14 protein-coding genes are annotated in these 17,058 nt (G+C 74.0%); 12 read left to right on the top strand and 2 right to left on the bottom strand.

Features of this window, described 5'->3' with window-relative positions:
• Positions 1-24: 24 nt before the first annotated feature.
• The gene (locus ACZ64A_RS34140; protein WP_469815824.1) at positions 25-600 is read left to right on the top strand and encodes a transcriptional regulator; all 576 of its coding nucleotides are present in this window, start codon (positions 25-27) and stop codon (positions 598-600) included.
• Between the two features lie 128 nt (positions 601-728).
• Here ACZ64A_RS34140 and ACZ64A_RS34135 read toward each other — a convergent pair whose 3' ends face one another.
• The gene (locus ACZ64A_RS34135) at positions 729-1,601 is read right to left on the bottom strand and encodes a hypothetical protein (protein ID WP_469815823.1); all 873 of its coding nucleotides are present in this window, start codon (positions 1,599-1,601) and stop codon (positions 729-731) included.
• Positions 1,602-2,260: 659 nt separating this feature from the next.
• Here ACZ64A_RS34135 and ACZ64A_RS34130 point away from each other — a divergent pair.
• The 5 genes from ACZ64A_RS34130 (at position 2,261) to ACZ64A_RS34110 (ending at position 8,447) form a co-directional block, all read left to right on the top strand.
• Positions 2,261-3,709 carry a PDR/VanB family oxidoreductase gene (locus ACZ64A_RS34130; RefSeq protein ID WP_469815822.1) on the top strand — a complete coding sequence of 483 codons (1,449 nt, stop codon included), beginning with the start codon at positions 2,261-2,263 and terminating at the stop codon, positions 3,707-3,709.
• 198 nt (positions 3,710-3,907) lie between these two features.
• The gene (locus ACZ64A_RS34125) at positions 3,908-5,173 is read left to right on the top strand and encodes a beta-ketoacyl-[acyl-carrier-protein] synthase family protein (RefSeq protein ID WP_469815821.1); all 1,266 of its coding nucleotides are present in this window, start codon (positions 3,908-3,910) and stop codon (positions 5,171-5,173) included.
• A complete protein-coding gene (locus ACZ64A_RS34120) occupies positions 5,170-6,414 on the top strand; it encodes a ketosynthase chain-length factor (protein WP_469815820.1) in 1,245 nt (414 codons plus the stop codon). The genes ACZ64A_RS34125 and ACZ64A_RS34120 overlap by 4 nt, the downstream gene beginning before the upstream one ends.
• A gap of 108 nt (positions 6,415-6,522) precedes the next feature.
• Complete coding sequence (locus tag ACZ64A_RS34115; RefSeq protein ID WP_469815819.1) at positions 6,523-6,786, top strand: acyl carrier protein; 264 nt, start codon at positions 6,523-6,525, stop codon at positions 6,784-6,786.
• 11 nt (positions 6,787-6,797) lie between these two features.
• Complete coding sequence (locus ACZ64A_RS34110; RefSeq protein WP_469815818.1) at positions 6,798-8,447, top strand: FAD-binding oxidoreductase; 1,650 nt, start codon at positions 6,798-6,800, stop codon at positions 8,445-8,447.
• A gap of 74 nt (positions 8,448-8,521) precedes the next feature.
• Here the strand turns inward: ACZ64A_RS34110 and ACZ64A_RS34105 are convergent, their stop codons facing one another.
• Positions 8,522-8,827, bottom strand: a complete 306-nt coding sequence (locus ACZ64A_RS34105) for an antibiotic biosynthesis monooxygenase family protein (RefSeq protein ID WP_469815817.1) — start codon at positions 8,825-8,827, stop codon at positions 8,522-8,524.
• A gap of 135 nt (positions 8,828-8,962) precedes the next feature.
• Between ACZ64A_RS34105 and ACZ64A_RS34100 the strand changes: the two genes are divergently transcribed.
• The 6 genes from ACZ64A_RS34100 to ACZ64A_RS34075 all read left to right on the top strand — a co-directional run bounded on the left by ACZ64A_RS34100 (position 8,963) and on the right by ACZ64A_RS34075 (position 17,057).
• Positions 8,963-9,982, top strand: a complete 1,020-nt coding sequence (locus ACZ64A_RS34100; protein ID WP_469815816.1) for an ATP-binding cassette domain-containing protein — start codon at positions 8,963-8,965, stop codon at positions 9,980-9,982.
• Positions 9,979-10,803, top strand: coding sequence for an ABC transporter permease (locus ACZ64A_RS34095; RefSeq protein WP_469815815.1), 825 nt, complete (start codon positions 9,979-9,981; stop codon positions 10,801-10,803). Before ACZ64A_RS34100 ends, ACZ64A_RS34095 begins: the two co-directional genes overlap by 4 nt.
• A gap of 40 nt (positions 10,804-10,843) precedes the next feature.
• Positions 10,844-13,777, top strand: a complete 2,934-nt coding sequence (locus ACZ64A_RS34090) for a DEAD/DEAH box helicase (RefSeq protein WP_469815814.1) — start codon at positions 10,844-10,846, stop codon at positions 13,775-13,777.
• Complete coding sequence (locus tag ACZ64A_RS34085) at positions 13,777-15,084, top strand: SWIM zinc finger family protein (protein ID WP_469815813.1); 1,308 nt, start codon at positions 13,777-13,779, stop codon at positions 15,082-15,084. The genes ACZ64A_RS34090 and ACZ64A_RS34085 overlap by 1 nt, the downstream gene beginning before the upstream one ends.
• Before the next feature lie 154 nt (positions 15,085-15,238).
• Complete coding sequence (locus ACZ64A_RS34080) at positions 15,239-16,792, top strand: AMP-binding protein (RefSeq protein ID WP_469815812.1); 1,554 nt, start codon at positions 15,239-15,241, stop codon at positions 16,790-16,792.
• A gap of 1 nt (position 16,793) precedes the next feature.
• A complete protein-coding gene (locus tag ACZ64A_RS34075) occupies positions 16,794-17,057 on the top strand; it encodes an acyl carrier protein (RefSeq protein ID WP_469815811.1) in 264 nt (87 codons plus the stop codon).
• The last annotated feature ends 1 nt before the right edge of the window (position 17,058 follow it).

The raw sequence follows: 17,058 nt of genomic DNA, 5'->3' as shown, positions 1-17,058 counted from the left end.
CATGTGGACGGGTGAGGAGTCGAGATGCCGGATAGAAACATCGAGTTCGGCAGATACGGTGCTCGCGGCATCAAGGGCCACGAGGCAGTCGCCCGCCAGCTGGATGCGCTCGCCAACTTCGTCGCCACCCCTGTCACAGCGCGACGCGGCCTCCTGGCGCGTCTGCACTACCTGACCCGCACCCCGCATGCCCGGCAGGCGGCCCGTGAGGCCGGCCTGACGGTGACGGACCGGACCCTCAAGGCGTGGCTCGACGGCCGGCGCAGTCCGTCGAGGCAGAACCTCGAGCGGATCGAGACGGCGTACCGGACGGTGCGGCGGCACAACGTGGCCCGCTACCTGCTGGCGCGTCTCAACCGTGAGGGCCGGGGCACGAGGGTGGAGTTCCATCCGCTGGACCAGTCCCAGGTGTCGGGGCCCCGGCAGCGTCCGGTGTCCTTCCGCACGCTGAACGTGCGTCACTGGGACCGCATCGTCCAGGCCTGGGCCGACGACGACATAACAGCCCTGGACGACGTCTGGATCAACGACGCGGTGGTGGACCTCGGCTCCGAGTGGGGGCAGTACGAGTACGTCACCAATATCGGCTTCGCCGCGTGAGGTGCTGGCGCGCACGGTCCTGGCGCGCCGATCCGCTCGGTCCTGGCGCGCCGATCCGCTCGGTCCTGGCGCGCCGGGTGTGCACCGTCCTGGCGCGCAGGCGCGCTGAGTCCCGGCGCTTTACGTTCTCAGGCCCCGGCGTTGTGGCCGGCCAGGTCCGTCGCGCGATGCCGGAAGGCGGCTGCGACAGACGGCTCGCCGAGCAGGGTCAGGGCCTCGCCGAGATCGGCGTAGGCGCGGGCCAGTTCGACACGGTCGCCCGAGGCCCGCAGCAGGGACACCGCCCGGGACAGGGTCACCGGCCGGCGCGCCGGTCCCTGTGTGGCGGCGTACAGCCGCAGGGCCACACCGTGGGCCCGGGGGCCGAGCGGGCCGGGCTCGGTGAGCTGCTCGGCGAGCAGTTCGGCGGCGCGTTCCGGCCGTCCGAGGCCCAGCAGGGCCTCGGCGGCGCCGCTGCGCCAGACGGCGGCGTACGGCCGTGCGGGGCCTTGGCGAGGGGCGGACCGGCCCAGCCGTTCGAAGACGACAAGAGCCTCCGCGTGGCGGTGTGCGGCCAGGTGCAGGCGGCCCTGGGCGCCGAGATGCGCCAGGACCGGGGCCGGGCAGCGGACGGAATGCGGGCCGGCCGGGTCGGTGGCCGACGCGTCCAGCGCCAGGTGGCGGGCGGCCTCGTCGAGGCGGCCCTGCGCGGTCAGGGTCTCCGCGAGGACGGCGGCGGGCCGCAGGCGGTGCGCGGGGCCGAGGGGGTCGGCGGTGCGCAGGGTGGCGGCGGCCTGGTGTGCGGCCTTGGGGAGGTCGCCCAGGCGCAGCAGAGCCTCCGCGCGCAGCGCCCCGAAGTCCGCTTCCCAGCCGGGGCATCCTTCCCGGGCGGCGCGCCGCATGAGTCCGGCACTGCGGACGGCGGCCCGGTGCGGGTGCCCGGCGTGCAGAAGGTCGTCGATCTCCCGGAGCCGGGACCGGAACGGTGCCGGGCGCCGGGAGGAGTACGCGAGGCGAGCCATGGCCGTCAGTGAACGCCACGGCCCTCGGACGCGTCCATGTCGCTGAGGCGGGGCTCGAGCGGGAATGCGGCAGGTCCTGAGTGCGCCCAGCCGTGTGTACCGCATGCGGCCGAGATACCGGCTGCTGCCGTCCGCACGCCCGGGGGGCCGTCCGCGCGCCCCGGGCCTATGCCGCTTGGCCGTCGGAGTCAGGCGCTCGCCCGCTTCCCGGGCCGTGTCCCGGCGAGCCGGACGCGGTTCCGCCGCGGCGGTCCGCCGAGGCCCGTTCTCGGAGCTTCGCCCTGTGGGCGGGGGAGTGGCTGCCCGAGACGGGGACGGCGCTGGGGTGGTGCCCGGGCTCGGCCCCGCCACCGCAGGGGCAACGGCCCGCATCAACTCCACTCATCCGGGCAGCGCTTCGCGCCCCGCCGCGGCGCTGCCGAGTCGTTCTCCAGCGGGACTCCAGCGGAACCTGACACCTTCAGTTGCTCATGACCTCCACCGAGTCACAGGAGAGTGAGGCCTTCGTGTCCACCCCCGCACTGGACCGACCGCCGCCCCGTCCACAGCAGCAGGAGCGACCGGCGCCGGAACGTGGGCCGCGCGGTGCGCGCAACGGGAGACGCACGCGGCGTGAGGAGTTCCGGCTCGGCGCCCGGGGACGGAAGCTGACCCTCGCCGTGCACATCACGTCGTCGGTCGGCTGGATGGGCCTGTCCCTGTCGATGGCGACCCTCGCGGTGATCGGCTACACGACGACGGACCCCGGCGTCGCCGAGGGCGCGTACTACGCGATGTACGTCTTCGACGAGACAACGGTGTCGCTCGTCGGACTCACCAGCGGTGTCTCCGGCGTCCTGCTGGGGTACGGCACGCCTTGGGGGCTGCTGCGCCACTGGTGGGTGCTGGTCAAGTGGGTGCTCGCGCTGGTGGTGCTGGTGTTCGCGTGGGCGTACACGCACCCCTTGGTGCTCGCTGCCGCGCGGCGGGCCGGCGAGGCCGGTCAGGACGCCTACCGGCCCGGCTCGGACGCCACACTGCTGGTGTGGACCGTACCGCCGCTGTTCGCGGTGCTGGTCTTCCTGTCCGTGGTGTCCGTGTACAAGCCGTGGGGGCGCACCGCGCGCGGCCGGCGGTACGTGGCGGCGGGCCGGGCCCCGAAGACCCCGGCCGCCGGGGCGGGCCAGGACGTGCCGGTGACGGTCGCCGCCGTCGAACGCCTCGCCGACGGTGTGGCGGGGCTGCGGCTGGAGCCCGTCTCGGGCGAGGCCGTCGCTTTGTGGGCGGCGGGCGCGCACATCGACCTGGTGCTGCCGTCGGGCCGGGTGCGCCAGTACTCCCTGTACGGCGATCCGCAGGACCGCTCCTGCTACCGGGTGGCGGTGCTGCGGGAACCGGCGGGCCGCGGTGGTTCGGTGGAGGTGCACGGGCTGAAGGCCGGTGACCGTATCGCCGTGCGCGGTCCGCGCAACCACTTCCCGCTGGCCGACGCGCAGCGGTACCTGTTCGTGGCGGGCGGGATCGGCGTGGTGCCGTTCCTGCCGATGATCGAGGAGGCCGAACGGCGCGGAACTGACTGGCAGTTGGTGTACGTGGGGCGCGGCCGGGCCTCCATGGCGTTCGTGGCTGAGCTGGAGCGGTACGGCTCCGAGCGGGTGCGGGTGTGCCCGCGCGACGAGGAGGGGCGGCCCGATCTGGCGGCGCTGCTGGCCGGCTTGCCCGCGGGTACGGCCGTTCACTGCTGCGGCCCGGACCGGCTGATGGGCGCCGTGGAGGAACTGATGGGCACCGCCTGCCCGCAGGGCACCCTGCATCTGGAGCGGTTCACGCCCAGCGCCCGGCAGTCCGCGCCCGGCGAGGACCGGCCCGTCGAGGTCGAGCTGCGCGCCACGGGCGAGGTGGTGTCGGTGGGCGCCGGCCAGTCGGTGCTGGAGGCGCTGCGCACGGTCGCGCCGGGACTGTCCGCGTCCTGCGAGGACGGCCTGTGCGGCAGTTGTGAGCTGCGGGTCGTCGAGGGCGTACCGGATCACCGTGACGACGTGCTGTCGCCGGGTGAGCGGGACCGCACCGACGTGATGTATCCGTGCGTGTCGCGTGCGCGCACCGAACGACTGGTCGTCGATCTGTAGGAGTCCTGCGCACGGCTCTTCCACGCCGTGGCACGCCCCGTGAGGGTGTGCCACGGCGCACGTGCGCACGGGCCGCCGGGTGTGCCGGCACCGGTCCCGTAGGAGGCGTGTTCGAGCCATTCTCCAGGTCGATCGGCGACGCTCGGACGGTAGCCGAGGTGGTCGTGACACCTGGAGGACAACTGTGAGGAACAGCCGATGAGACGGGTTGTGATCACCGGTATCGGAGTGGTCGCCCCGGGCGGGGTGGGGACCAAGGAGTTCTGGTCGGTCCTCACCGCAGGCCGCACGGCGACCCGAGGCATCACCCTGTTCGACCCGGCCCAGTTCCGCTCGCGTATCGCCGCCGAGGTGGACTTCGATCCCGAGGCGCACGGGTTCGACGCGGCCGAGGCCGCGCGGCTCGACCGGGCCGCGCAGTTCGTGGTGGTCAGCGCGCGGGAGGCGCTGGCGGACAGCGGGCTGGCCGGGGAGCTCGAACCACTGCGTACGGGCGTCACGCTGGGCAGCGCCGTCGGCTGCACCACGGGCCTGGACCTCGAGTACGCGGCCGTCAGTGACAACGGGGCGAACTGGCTCGTCGACCACACGCGGGCCGTCAGCCATCTGTTCGACTACTTCGTGCCCAGCTCGCTGGCCGTCGAGGTCGCCCACCGGGTCGGTGCGCAGGGGCCGGTGTCGCTGGTCTCGACGGGCTGCACCTCGGGCCTGGACTCGATCGGGCACGCGGTGGAGCTGATCCGCGAGGGCAGCGCCGACGTCATGGTCACCGGCGCCACCGAGGCACCGATCTCGCCCATCACCCTGGCCTGCTTCGACGCCATCAAGGCCACCAGCCCCCGTAACGACGAGCCGGAGACGGCCTCGCGGCCCTTCGACCGCACCCGTAACGGGTTCGTGCTCGGCGAGGGTTCGGCCGTGCTGGTCGTCGAGGAACTGGAGCACGCCCGCCGGCGCGGTGCGCATGTGTACGCCGAGATAGCGGGCTTCGCCAGCCGCAGCAACGCCTACCACATGACCGGGCTGCGCTCGGACGGCCGGGAGATGGCCGAGGCCATCACCGCCGCCCTGGACGAGGCCCGGCTCGCCCCCGGCGACGTCGACTACATCAACGCGCACGGCTCGGGCACCAAGCAGAACGACCGGCACGAGACGACCGCGTTCAAGCGCAGCCTGGGTGAGCGCGCCCACGAGGTGCCCGTCAGCTCCATCAAGTCGATGATCGGGCACTCGCTCGGCGCCATCGGCTCCCTGGAGGTGGCGGCCAGCGCCCTGGCCATCGAGCACAACACGGTGCCGCCCACGGCCAACCTCCATGAACCCGACCCGGCCTGCGACCTGGACTACACCCCCCTGGTGGCGCGTGAGCAGGTGACCGACACGGTCCTGACCGTGGGCAGCGGCTTCGGTGGCTTCCAGAGCGCCATGGTCCTGACCCGCCCGCATCTGGGAGTGAGCGCATGACGACCCGTACGTCCCCCGCCCCGGCCCGTACCGGCGTCGCCGTGGTCACCGGTATCGGTGTCGCCGCCCCCAACGGGCTGGGTGCCGAGGCCTGGTGGGCGGCGGTGCTGCGCGGGGAGAGCGGCATCCGGCCCTTGACGCGGTTCGACGCCTCCCCGTACCCGGCACGGCTGGCGGGCGAGGTGCCCGGCTTCGTCGCCGAGGACCACGTCCCGAGCCGGCTGCTGGCGCAGACCGACCAGGTGACCCGGCTGTCGCTGGTGGCGGCCAAGGAGGCCCTGGACGACGCCGGGGTGGACCCGGCCGAGATGCCCGAGTACGCCGCGGGTGTGGTCACCGCCAGTTCCGCCGGCGGTTTCGAGTTCGGGCAGCGCGAGTTGCAGGCCCTGTGGAGCAAGGGCAGCCAGCACGTCAGCGCGTACCAGTCGTTCGCCTGGTTCTACGCGGTGAACACCGGCCAGATCTCCATCCGGCACGGGCTGCGCGGCGCCAGCGGGGTGCTGGTGACCGAGCAGGCAGGCGGGCTGGACGCGGTCGGGGAGGCTCGCCGCCAGCTGCGCAAGGGCTCCTCCCTCGTCATCACCGGCGCGGTCGACTCCGCGCTGTGCCCGTGGGGCTGGGCCGCGCACCTCGCGGACGGGCGCATCAGCGTCAGCGACGACGCCGGCCGCGCCTTCCTGCCGTTCTCCGCCGACGCGAGCGGGTACGTCCCCGGTGAGGGGGGTGCCCTGCTGGTACTGGAGGACGCCGAGGCCGCACGCGCCCGGGAGGCCCGGGTGTACGGGACGGTCGCCGGGTACGCCTCCACCTTCGACCCGGCCCCGGCCGCCGGGGGAGGGTCGCGGCTCGCGGCGGCCGCCGAGCTGGCCCTGGCCGACGCCGGCGTACGCCCCGACCAGGTCGACGTGGTCTTCGCCGACGCCGCCGGGGACCGGGCGGCCGACCGTGCCGAGGCGCAGGCGCTCACCGAGCTGTTCGGGGAGCGCGGGGTGCCGGTGACCGCGCCCAAGAGCATGACGGGCCGCCTCGCCGCCGGAGGGTCCTCGCTGGATCTGGCGGCGGCCCTGTTCTCGGTGCGGGACCAGGTGATCCCGCCCACCACCGGCACCGTGCGCCCGGCGGACGACTGCCCCGTGGATCTGGTGACCGGTGCGCCGCGCCGTGACGTCCCGGTGCGCACCGCGCTGGTGCTGGCCCGCGGGCGGGGCGGTTTCAACGCGGCCGCCGTGGTCCGCGCCTGAGCCCACGCCGGCGTCACGGCGTGACGTCCGCGCCTGAGCCCTGCCCGGTCGCCGAGCCGTGACGGGCCCGATGTTTCGAGCAACCCCCACCGATGAAAGAGGTATGCCGTGAACCGGCTGGAACTCACCGATCTGACCACGCTGCTGCGCGAGTGCGCAGGCCAGGAGGAGGGCGTGGACCTGGACGGGGACATCCTGGACGTCCCGTTCGTCGACCTCGGCTACGACTCGCTGGCGGTGCTGCAGACCACCGGGCGTATCGAGCGTGACTTCGACCTGGTCCTGGACGAGGAGGCCATCGACCAGGCCGACACCCCGCGTGCCTACCTGGAGCTGGTCAACCGGGCGCTGTCCGAGCGCGCCGCCGTCTGAGCGGGGGAGTGATGACTGCTCCGAACCGCAGGCGTTTCGTCACGGGGACCCTCGCCGCTGCGGCGACCACGGGGGTCGCCGCGGCCGCCGGGAGCGCCGTCGCGGCGCCCGCCCCGGCGCGCGCCTCGTCGACCGCCGGGGCGGGCGGGGCCGGCCCGGTGGTCGTCGGCCCGTCGGACCCGCGCTACGAGGACCTCGCCGTGCGCGGCAACAACAAGAGGTTCTCCGCCCGCCCGGACTCCTTCCACCTGCTCACCACCACCGACCAGGTGGTGCGGGCCGTGGGTGCGGCCGTGCGGGACGGCAAGCGCATCGCGGTGCGCAGCGGCGGCCACTGCTACGAGAACTTCGTGGGGGACGCTTCCGTCCGCGAGGTCATCGACCTGTCCGGGATGGACACGGTGCGCTGGGACGCGGCGCGCGGGGCGTTCGAGGTGGGCGCGGGCGTCCGCCTCTCGGACCTCTACCGGACGCTGTACTTCGGCTGGGGCGTGACCGTTCCGGGTGGCGCCAGCGCGACCGTCGCCGCCGGCGGGCATGTGCAGGGCGGCGGTTACGGCCCCCTGTCGCGGCGCCACGGCGTCTCCAGCGACCATCTCCAGGCGGTGGAGGTGGTGGTCGTGGACGCCTCCGGGCGGGCCCGTGCCGTCATCGCCACGCGGGAGCCCGGCGACCCGAACCGGGAGCTGTGGTGGGCCCACACCGGAGCGGGCGGCGGCAACTACGGTGTCGTCACCCGCTACTGGTTCCGTTCCCCCTCCGCAGGGCGGGATGATCCGGCCACCGCGCTGCCGCGCCCGCCGGGCTCCGTGCTCACCTCCAGCGTGATGTTCCCGCGCGAGGGCATGACCAAGGCCGCGTTCCGCACCCTGGTCGGCAACCACGGGCGCTGGCACGAGCGCAACAGCGGCCCGCGCTCCCCGTACCTCGGGCTGTTCAGCGGGCTGGTGCTGCTCGGCCGTCAGGCGCAGAACGACCAGGGGCTGAGCGCGATCGCTTTCACGCACCTGGACGCGACGCTGCCCGACGCCGAGCGGCTGCTGCAGAACCACATCGACGCCGTCACCGCGGGCGTGGGCGTCGAGGCGTACACCGCGCCGGCGCAGACGCTGCCGTGGCTGGAGTCGGTGGAGGCGCTGGCCACCGCGCAGGACACGGAGAAGGGCCGGCAGAAGATCAAGTCGGCGTATCTGCGCCGGGCGTTCACCGACGAGCAGATCGACGTCCTGTACGACGTCCTGGGCAGCACTGAGCACAGCAACGACAGCAGCTCGGTGTCGATCCAGTCGTACGGCGGGCAGGTCAACACCGTCCATCCGGCGGCGACGGCGTCCGCGCAGCGCGAGTCGGTGATGAAGGCGCTGTTCATGAACACCTGGCAGAACCCGGAGCACGACGCGGCGAACGTGGACTGGCTGCGCCGGCTGTACGCGGGTGTCTACCGGGGCACCGGCGGGGTGCCGGTGCCGGGGGAGCGCAGCGAGGGCTGCTTCATCAACTTCCCGGACGTCGACATGGCCGACCCGGCGTGGAACACCTCCGGGGTGCCCTGGCACACGCTGTACTACGGGGCCAACTACCGGCGCCTGCAGGCGGTCAAGGCCGTATGGGATCCGCGGAACGTCTTCCATCACCCGCTGTCGGTGACCGCGGCGCGCTGAGGGTGCGCACACGAGAGCGGGCGGCCCCTGTGTGCGCAGGGGCCGCCCGCTCTCGTATGCCTGGCGCGGGGCGCTCAGGCGTCCTGGGGGGTGGCGGTGCGTTCGAGCACCGTGGCGTACAGGTTCGGCTCGCTGGTGCTCAGCGTGCGCAGGGCGGCCGCGTGCGGGGCGAAGCCGGGGTCGCTGACGGCCGCCCGGAAGGACTCGGCGTCCACCCACTCGGCGACGTTGACGTAGCTGCCGGGCCGGTCGGTGTGGCGCAGCAGCCGGTGGCTGACGAATCCGGGACGGTCGCGGAAGAAGGCCGACGTGTCGTCGAAGAGCCGCTCGAACTCCTCGGTGGGGCCGGTGACCGTGAAGCGGTTGATGAAGGTGACCACGTGCTCCTCCGGGACGGTGGGCGTGCTGTGACGTCCCGACGCTTCCGCCCGTGGGTCGAGCGGGACTCGAAGGCGGACCGAGCGGCGCCCTCCACACTGCTCGGACACGTCATCCACCCCCAGGGAAGGACATTCATGGGATCCGAACACGCGATCCTCGCCGAGAACCTGTGCAAGCGCTACGGCGACGCCCCGGCCCTGCACGGGTTCGACCTGCGGGTGCCGGAGGGCACCGTGCACGGGCTGCTCGGGCACAACGGTGCCGGTAAGACCACCGCGGTACGCATCCTGTCCACGCTGGCCCGGCTCGACGAGGGCCGCGCGGAGGTCGCCGGCTTCGACGTGGTCCGCGACAGCGCGAAGGTCCGCTCCCGGATCGGGCTGCTCGGCCAGTACGCGGCGGTCGACGAGGTGCTCAGTGGCCGGCAGAACCTGGTGATGTTCGGCCGGCTGTACCACCTGGGGAAGCGGGCGGCGGGGGAGCGCGCGGACGCGCTGCTGGAGCAGTTCGGGCTCGCCGACACCGGAAACAAGCAGGTCAAGGACTACTCGGGCGGTATGCGCAGGCGCCTGGACCTCGCGGCCAGCTTGATCCTCGCGCCGCGGGTGCTCTTCCTCGACGAGCCGACGACCGGTCTGGACCCGCGCAGCCGCAACGAGGTGTGGGCGGCGGTGCGTTCACTCGTCGACGACGGCACCACCGTGCTGCTGACCACGCAGTATCTGGACGAGGCCGACCAGCTCGCCGACCGTATCTCGGTCATCGCCTCGCCGCGCGGCGCCGGCGGCCGGGTGATCGCCGAGGGCACGCCGGACGAGCTGAAGTCGGCGATCGGCGGCGACCGGCTCGACGTCACGGTCCGCCACGACGCGGACCTGGCGGCCGCGGCCGCGGTCCTGGCGCGGATCTCGGGCCGGGAACCCGACACCGATGCGGAGAACCGGCGCGTGGGCGCCCCGGTCCAGGACCGGGTCGCCGCGCTGACCGAGACGGTGCGCGCGCTCGGCGACGCCGGGGTGGAGGCCGAGGACATCGCGCTGCGCCGCCCGACCCTGGACGAGGTGTTCCTGCACCTCACCGGGACGGAGATGGACGCGGACGCGGCGACGGGCCGCACGGCCCGCGACAAGAACAAGAAAGAGGTGACGGTGTGACCACCGCAGCCCCGCAGCCCCGGGCCGCAACGGGCGGCGCCCGCTGGGCCCTGTCCGACTCCTGGGTGCTGACCTGCCGTTCCCTGGCCCACTGGGCCCGCAACCCGGCACCGGTCGTGATCGGCCTGCTCTTCCCGATCATGATGGTGCTGATGTTCGGGTACCTGTTCGGCGGCGCGATGCAGGTGCCCGGAGGCGGCAACTACCGCGAGTTCCTGGTGCCGGGCATGTTCGCCATGACGATGGTCTTCGGCATCGAGGTGACGATGCTGGCCGTGATCGGCGACGCCGCCAAGGGCGTCACCGACCGGTTCCGGGCGATGCCCACGTCCTCCGCGGCGGTGGTGACCGGCCGCAGCATCGCCGACATGCTCAACTCGGTCCTCGGCCTGGGCGTGATGATCCTGTGCGGTCTGGCGGTCGGCTGGCGGGCCGACAGCGGGCTGGGGCAGGCGCTCGGGGCCGTGGGCCTGCTCCTGCTGCTGCGCTTCTCGCTGCTGTGGGTGGGCATCTATCTGGGGCTCGTCTTCACGGACACGGCCGCCGTGACCGCCGTGCAGACCCTCGTGTGGCCGCTGGGGTTCCTGTCGAACGCGTTCGTCTCGCCGGACACCATGCCGGGCTGGCTGGCCGCGATCTCCGAGTGGAATCCGCTGTCGGCGACGGTGACGGCGGCGCGCCGGCTGTTCGGCAACCCGGGTTGGGACACGGGGACATGGGCATCGGATCAGGCCATTGTCATGGCCGTGGTGTGGCCGTTGATCATTCTCGCGATCTTCTTCCCCCTGTCCGTGCGACGCTACCAGCGGCTCGGCCGCTGACACCGGCCACGCCGGACGGACGAGAGGAACCGACAGGCACATGGCAGTGATGACGGGCGAGCGGACCGGTGACCTCACGCGGTGCGCGGTGCTGTTCGAGGCGGCCGATCCGCCCCGCACCGGACGGGTGGTGTTCTGGGACCCGCAGGGCGGCTCACCGCCGGCCGGACCGGGCGGGGGAGGGGACGCGGGCGAGGCGGACGTCGTCACCGTCGAGGACGGCACACCCGTGGTGCGCACCGTCCCGGTCGTACGGCTGACGGTCGCCGACGCCCTGCCGGTCCTGGCCCGCGCGGCCAGGCCGGCGGCGGACGCGCAGGCGGGGTCCAGGGCGCAGGGGGAATCCGGGGCGCAGGCGGAATCCGGGGCGCAGGCGGAATCCGGGGCGCAGGCGGGATCCGCCGCGCATCCGGCGGCGGCCTTCTGGGGCGGGGCGGCCGCGATCGCCCTGCACCTGGCGGCCCGCGAACGGCTGCTGCCGGGCGTGACCCGGGGCGGCTACGACGCCTGGCGCACCGGCCCACTGGACCTGGATGACGTGGGGCGTGTGCGGGAACTGGCAGCGGCGGCGCCCCCCGAGGCGTATGCCGCCCCGCTGCCGGGCACGGGCGGCGCGCGCGTACGGCTGGCCGAACCGGAGGGCCTGGTACGGGCGTTCCTGGACGCCGTCGCCGACACGCTGCCGCGCACCCCCGCCGCGCACGCGGCGACCGGCCGGGCCGCGTTCGCGGCCGTCGAGCCCCAGCACGTGCCGCAGCTGCGGGCCTGGGCCGAGGAGATCTCGGCCGGGCTGGACTCCGGGGTGCGGGTGTCGCTGCGGGTCGAACTCGCGGACGGCGAAGGCAACGGCGGGGCCGTGCGGCCTCCCGCGTTGCGGCTCGTGCCGCGCGTGCACAGCCTCGCGGACCCGACCCTCGCGCTCGACGCGGGGGAACTGTTCGCGAGCATCGACCACGCCCTCGGCCCCCGCGCCCAGTCCGACACCGTGCTCGCCGTGCGCCGCGCGGCCGGCGTATGGCCGCCGCTGGAGCGGCTGCTGCCCGTGCCGCGCGCCCTCGACCTGTCCGACCGGGACGTCACCGACCTGCTGGGCGGCGGGGCCGGCCGGCTGCGCGCCCACGGCATCGACGTGGCGTGGCCCGAGGACGCCCACCGGTCGCTGAGCGCACGGGCCGTCGTCGGCGCCGGCCTGGAGCCGCCCGCCGACCTGCGCTCCTTCTTCACCGGCGACGGCACGGTCGGCCTGCGCTGGCAGCTCGATCTCGACGGCGACCCGCTGTCGGAGGAGGAGATGGCGGCGGTCGGCTCGGGCCGGCCCGTCGTACGGCTGCGCGGCCGGTGGACCCTCGTCGGCGCGGACCTCGCCCGCAAGGCGCGTGAGCGCAAGGTGGGCTCCCTCACCGCCATCGAGGCCCTGGCCGTCGCGCTCAGCGGGCACACGCGGATCGGCACCGAGCAGGTCCCCGTCGCGCCCACCGACTGGCTGCTGGCGCTGCGCGCCCGCCTGTCCGACCCGGACGGCGGCAGCGAGCCCGTGCAGCAGCCCGCCGCGCTCACCGCCACGCTCCGCGACTACCAGCTGCGCGGCCTGCGCTGGCTGGACCGCATGACGTCGCTGGGCCTGGGCGGCTGCCTCGCCGACGACATGGGCCTGGGCAAGACCCTCCAGCTCATCTCTCTGCACCTGCTGCGCCAGGAACACAAGGACACCAGCGGCCCGACCCTCGTCGTCTGCCCCGCCTCGCTGCTGGGCAACTGGCAGCGGGAGGTGGGCCGGTTCGCACCGGGCACCGCCGTACGCCGCTACCACGGGCCCGGCCGCACCCTGGCCGGCGCGGACGAGGGGTTCGTGCTGACGACGTACGCCACCATGCGGCTCGACACCGAGCAGCTCGCCGGGCACCGCTGGAGCATGGTCGTCGCCGACGAGGCCCAGCACGTGAAGAACCCGCACTCGGGCACCGCGAAGGCGCTGCGCCTCATCCCCGCCGACGCGAAGGTCGCGCTCACCGGCACGCCGGTGGAGAACAGCCTCTCCGAGCTGTGGGCACTCCTGGACTGGACGACGCCCGGACTGCTCGGCGGATACGGGGAGTTCCGCCGGCGCTGGATGGCGCCGATCGAGGCGGAGCGCGCCGAGGGGACGGGGGAGCGGGCCACGGCCCGGCGCCTGGCCGGTCTCGTCCGCCCGTTCCTGCTGCGCCGCCGCAAGTCGGACCCGGGTATCGCGCCGGAGCTGCCGCCCAAGACCGAGACGGACCGGCCGGTCTCCCTGACCGCAGAGCAGTCGGCGCTGTACCGCACGCAGGTACGCGAGGTGATGGCGCAGATCCGCGGCAGCGAGGGCATCGCCCGCAACGGGCTGGTGCTGAAGCTGCTCACCGGGCTGAAGCAGATCTGCAACCACCCCGCCCAGTTCCTCAAGGAGGAGGGCGCCGCACTCGCCGGCCGCTCCGGGAAGCTGGAGCTGCTCGACGAACTCCTCGACACCATCACCGCCGAGGACGGCGCCGCGCTCGTGTTCACCCAGTACGTCGCCATGGCGCGGCTGCTGGAGCGGCACCTGCGGGAGCGGGGCGTGCCCGCGCAGCTCCTGCACGGCGGGACGCCCGTGGCCAAGCGCGAGGAGCTGGTGCAGCGCTTCCAGGACGGCGAAGTGCCCGTGTTCCTGCTGTCGTTGAAGGCGGCGGGCACCGGTCTCAACCTCACCCGGGCCGACCACGTCGTGCACTACGACCGCTGGTGGAACCCGGCGGTGGAGGCCCAGGCCACGGACCGCGCCTACCGCATCGGCCAGACCAGACCGGTCCAGGTGCACCGGCTGATCGCCGAGGGCACCGTCGAGGACCGGATCGCCGCGCTGCTGGAGTCCAAGAAGGAGCTGGCCGACGCGGTCCTGGGCTCGGGCGAGCAGGCGCTGACGGAGCTGACGAACGACGAGCTGGCCAACCTGGTCGAGCTGAGGAGCGAGTGATGGCCGAGGCACAGCACAGCGGTGCACGGGGCTTTCCCCCCTTCGCGGCGCGCAAGGGCGGCCGCGCCCGCGGCCAGTCGTTCTGGGCCAAGGCGTGGACCGAGGCCGTGGAGGACACCTGGCCGGAGGAGGAGGCGCTGAAGAAGGGCCGGGCCTTTGCACGCAGCGGACGGATCGGCCCGATCACCCTCAGCCCGGGACGGATCGCGGCGGAGGTGTACGGGGGCGAGGTGGCGTACACGACCGTGGTCACGCTCGCGGAGCTGGACGACGGCGAGTGGGAGCTGCTGTGGGAGCGGGCCGCGGACCGGCCGGGCGTCGCGGAGCAGCTGCTCGCGGGCGAGCTGCCGGAGGACCTCCTGGAGGCCGTGGAGGACGCCGGGGTGCGGATGCTGCCCGGGTACGGCGACCTGGACGCGGACTGCGACTGCGACGCCCTGGAACACCCGTGCCCGCACGCCACGGCGCTGTGCTACCAGGTGTCCTGGCTGCTGGAGACGGAGCCGTGGCTGCTGCCGCTGGTGCGGGGCCGCGACGCCGAGGAGGCCGTCGAGGAGCTGAAGTCGGAGCTGCTGCTGCGCGCGATGACGGGCGCGGAGGACGACTCCGACGACGAGGACGACCAGGACGACGCGGAGGACGCGGACGGTCACGGCGGTGAGGGTGACGGCGAGGACGCCGGGCCGCTGCCCGGCGTCGACCCGGTGGCGGCGTGGACGCGTGACACCTCGGCGCTGCCCGCCCTGCCGCCGCTGCCCGCCGCGAACACCGGTACCGGCGAGCCGGCCACCGGCATCGAGGCCGACCCCCTGGAGCGGCTGGTCGCCGACGCGGCCGTACGGGCGCGCGCGCTGCTCGCGTACGCCCTCGGGCTGACCGAACGGCCGGCGCCACCGCTGGACCTGTGGCAGGACACCGTGCGGATCGCCGCCACGCACCCCGACCCGAGGGTCGCGGCACGGCTGCGCGAGAGCTGCGGCAGACCGCCCGGGGAACTGGACCGTGCGGCCGCCGCCTGGCGCACCGGGGGCGCGGCGGGCCTGGAGGTGCTGGAGCGCACCTGGTCCCCGCCTGCCCAGGAGAGCGCCCGGGCGCGGGCCGCGCTCTCGGCGGGCTGGGAGGCGGACGAACTGCCCGAGCCGGAGGTCCGGGACAACCACTGGACCCTCGCCGGCCAGGGCGTGCAGCTGCGCCTGGGCCGCGACGGACGGTGGTACCCCTACCGCGAGGAGGCGGGCACGTGGTGGCCCGCCGGGGCGCCGCACGGCGATCCGGCGGACGCGCTGGTGGAACTGACCGGCGGCTGACCGCCGCGGGACCCGAGGGGGCCGCGTCACCTGCCCGGTGGCGTGGCCCCCTCGCGTGTGCCGGGCGGGAGTTCAGTGCCGCTCCATCGATGCTCCAGACGGCGAAACCACCATCGGTACCCACAGCATCGCGAGGCGAGCCGGGGGAGGAGCCGTGAGCGCAAGCGTGGGCGCCGTACAGGGCCGTCACCAACTACTCGAGGGCATCGTCGGGCAGGCGCGGCGGACGCCGCGTGCGACGGCCCTGGTGTGGCGGGACGAGGAGATCAGCTACGGGGCGCTGCTGGAGCGTACGGCGCGGGAACGCGCCCGTATCGCGCGGCTGACGGGCGACGAGCCGGTCGGGGTGCCCGCCGTGAAGTCACCCGCGACGATCGCGCTGGTCCTGGCCTGCCTGCTGGAGCGCCGTCCGGTGCTGCTGCCCGCCGCGACGCTCGGACAGGACGCCCTGGACCGGCTGCACGAACAGGCCGGCGTACGCGAGGTGCTGCGGCCCTCGGACGCCGTCGAGGGGGACGAGACCGCGACGGCACCCGCCGCACCGGCACCCGACGCGCAGTCCCCCGCCGGGACGGCGCCCGCCGAGACGGCGCCCGTGGCGCCCGCGACGCCCCCCGGGCGGCCCGCACTGCTGCTGACCACCTCCGGTTCCACCGGCATGCCGAAGATCGTCCCGCTGGAGCTGGACGCCCTCGACGCCTTCACCGGCTGGGCCGCGGGCGCCTTCGGCATCGCGGAGGGCACCAGTGTCCTCAACTACGCGCCGCTCAACTTCGATCTGTGCCTGCTCGACGTGTGGACCACCCTCGCCCACGGCGGCCGGGTCGTCCTCGTCGACCCCGACCAGGCCCTGGACGGGGCGTTCCTGCTGCGCCTGATGCAGCGGCACGAGGTGCGGGTCGTGCAGGCCGTGCCCATGTTCTTCCGGCTGCTCGCCGACGCGGCCGAAGCCGCCGGGGCGACGCTGCCCGCCGTACGGCACGCCATGTTCACCGGTGACGCGCTGCCCGGCCCGCTGCTCGAGCGGCTGCCCGGTCTGCTGCCGGGGGCCCGGCTGCACAACATCTACGGGTGCACGGAGACCAACGACAGCTTCGTCCACGAGATCGACACCCGTTCGCCCGCGCCGGTTCCGCTGCCCATCGGCGTCCCGCTGCCCGGGGTCGAGGCGCTCCTCGTCGACTCCGAGGGCGCGGTGCTGGAAGGACCCGGCACGGGTGAGCTGCTCGTGTCGACACCGTTCCAGACACGCGGCTACCTGGGTGCCGCGGCCGCCACGCCGGTCTTCGTGACCCATCCCGCGCGCGACGACGGCCGGCGCTACTTCCGCAGCGGCGACCTGGTGCGCAGACACCCGGACGGCTCCCTGACCCTCGAGGGCCGCACCGACCACCAGGTCAAGGTGCGCGGGGTACGGGTCAACGCCCAGGAGGTGGAGCACGTCCTGCTCGGCCACCGCGACGTCACCGAGGCGGCCGTCCTGGCGCTGCCCGACCCCGTCGCCGGGCGCCTGCTGCACGCGGTCGTACGGCGCTCACCGGACTCGGGCCTCAACAGCCTGACGCTGCGCGGGCACCTCGCCCGCCGGCTGCCCCGTGCGGCGGTCCCCTCCGAGCTGCGGATCACCGACGATCCGCTGCCGCGGACCTCCACCGGCAAGGTCGACCGCGACCGGGTCGCCTCAGCCCACTTCCCCAAGGAGAACTGACATGCAGTACGCCCAGGCCGTCAGGGAGTTCATCGTCGAGGAGTTCCTGCCGGACGTGCCCGCCCACGAACTGGCCGACGACTACGACCTGATGGAGAACGGCGTCATCGACAGCCTCGGGCTGCTCAAGGTGATCGCCTGGCTGGAGGACCGCTACGGCGTCGACACCGACGCCGTCGACCTCGACCCGGAGTCCTTCACCACCGTCGCCGCGATCGCCGCGTTCCTCGCGGCCGCGCCGCGCGAGCACGCGGGGGCCGCGTAGC

The sequence above is a fragment of the Streptomyces sp. NPDC104814 genome (assembly GCF_055583185.1).
This window is presented reverse-complemented; position numbering and strand designations above follow the sequence as displayed.

Bases quoted from the DNA above. Each gene is read 5' to 3' on its own strand.
- ACZ64A_RS34140 (WP_469815824.1), top strand. From the start codon at position 25: ATGCCGGATAGAAACATCGAGTTCGGCAGATACGGTGCTCGCGGCATC.
- ACZ64A_RS34135 (WP_469815823.1), bottom strand. From the start codon at position 1,601: ATGGCTCGCCTCGCGTACTCCTCCCGGCGCCCGGCACCGTTCCGGTCC.
- ACZ64A_RS34125 (WP_469815821.1), top strand. From the start codon at position 3,908: ATGAGACGGGTTGTGATCACCGGTATCGGAGTGGTCGCCCCGGGCGGG.
- ACZ64A_RS34120 (WP_469815820.1), top strand. From the start codon at position 5,170: ATGACGACCCGTACGTCCCCCGCCCCGGCCCGTACCGGCGTCGCCGTG.
- ACZ64A_RS34110 (WP_469815818.1), top strand. From the start codon at position 6,798: ATGACTGCTCCGAACCGCAGGCGTTTCGTCACGGGGACCCTCGCCGCT.
- ACZ64A_RS34100 (WP_469815816.1), top strand. From the start codon at position 8,963: ATGGGATCCGAACACGCGATCCTCGCCGAGAACCTGTGCAAGCGCTAC.
- ACZ64A_RS34090 (WP_469815814.1), top strand. From the start codon at position 10,844: ATGGCAGTGATGACGGGCGAGCGGACCGGTGACCTCACGCGGTGCGCG.
- ACZ64A_RS34085 (WP_469815813.1), top strand. From the start codon at position 13,777: ATGGCCGAGGCACAGCACAGCGGTGCACGGGGCTTTCCCCCCTTCGCG.
- ACZ64A_RS34075 (WP_469815811.1), top strand. From the start codon at position 16,794: ATGCAGTACGCCCAGGCCGTCAGGGAGTTCATCGTCGAGGAGTTCCTG.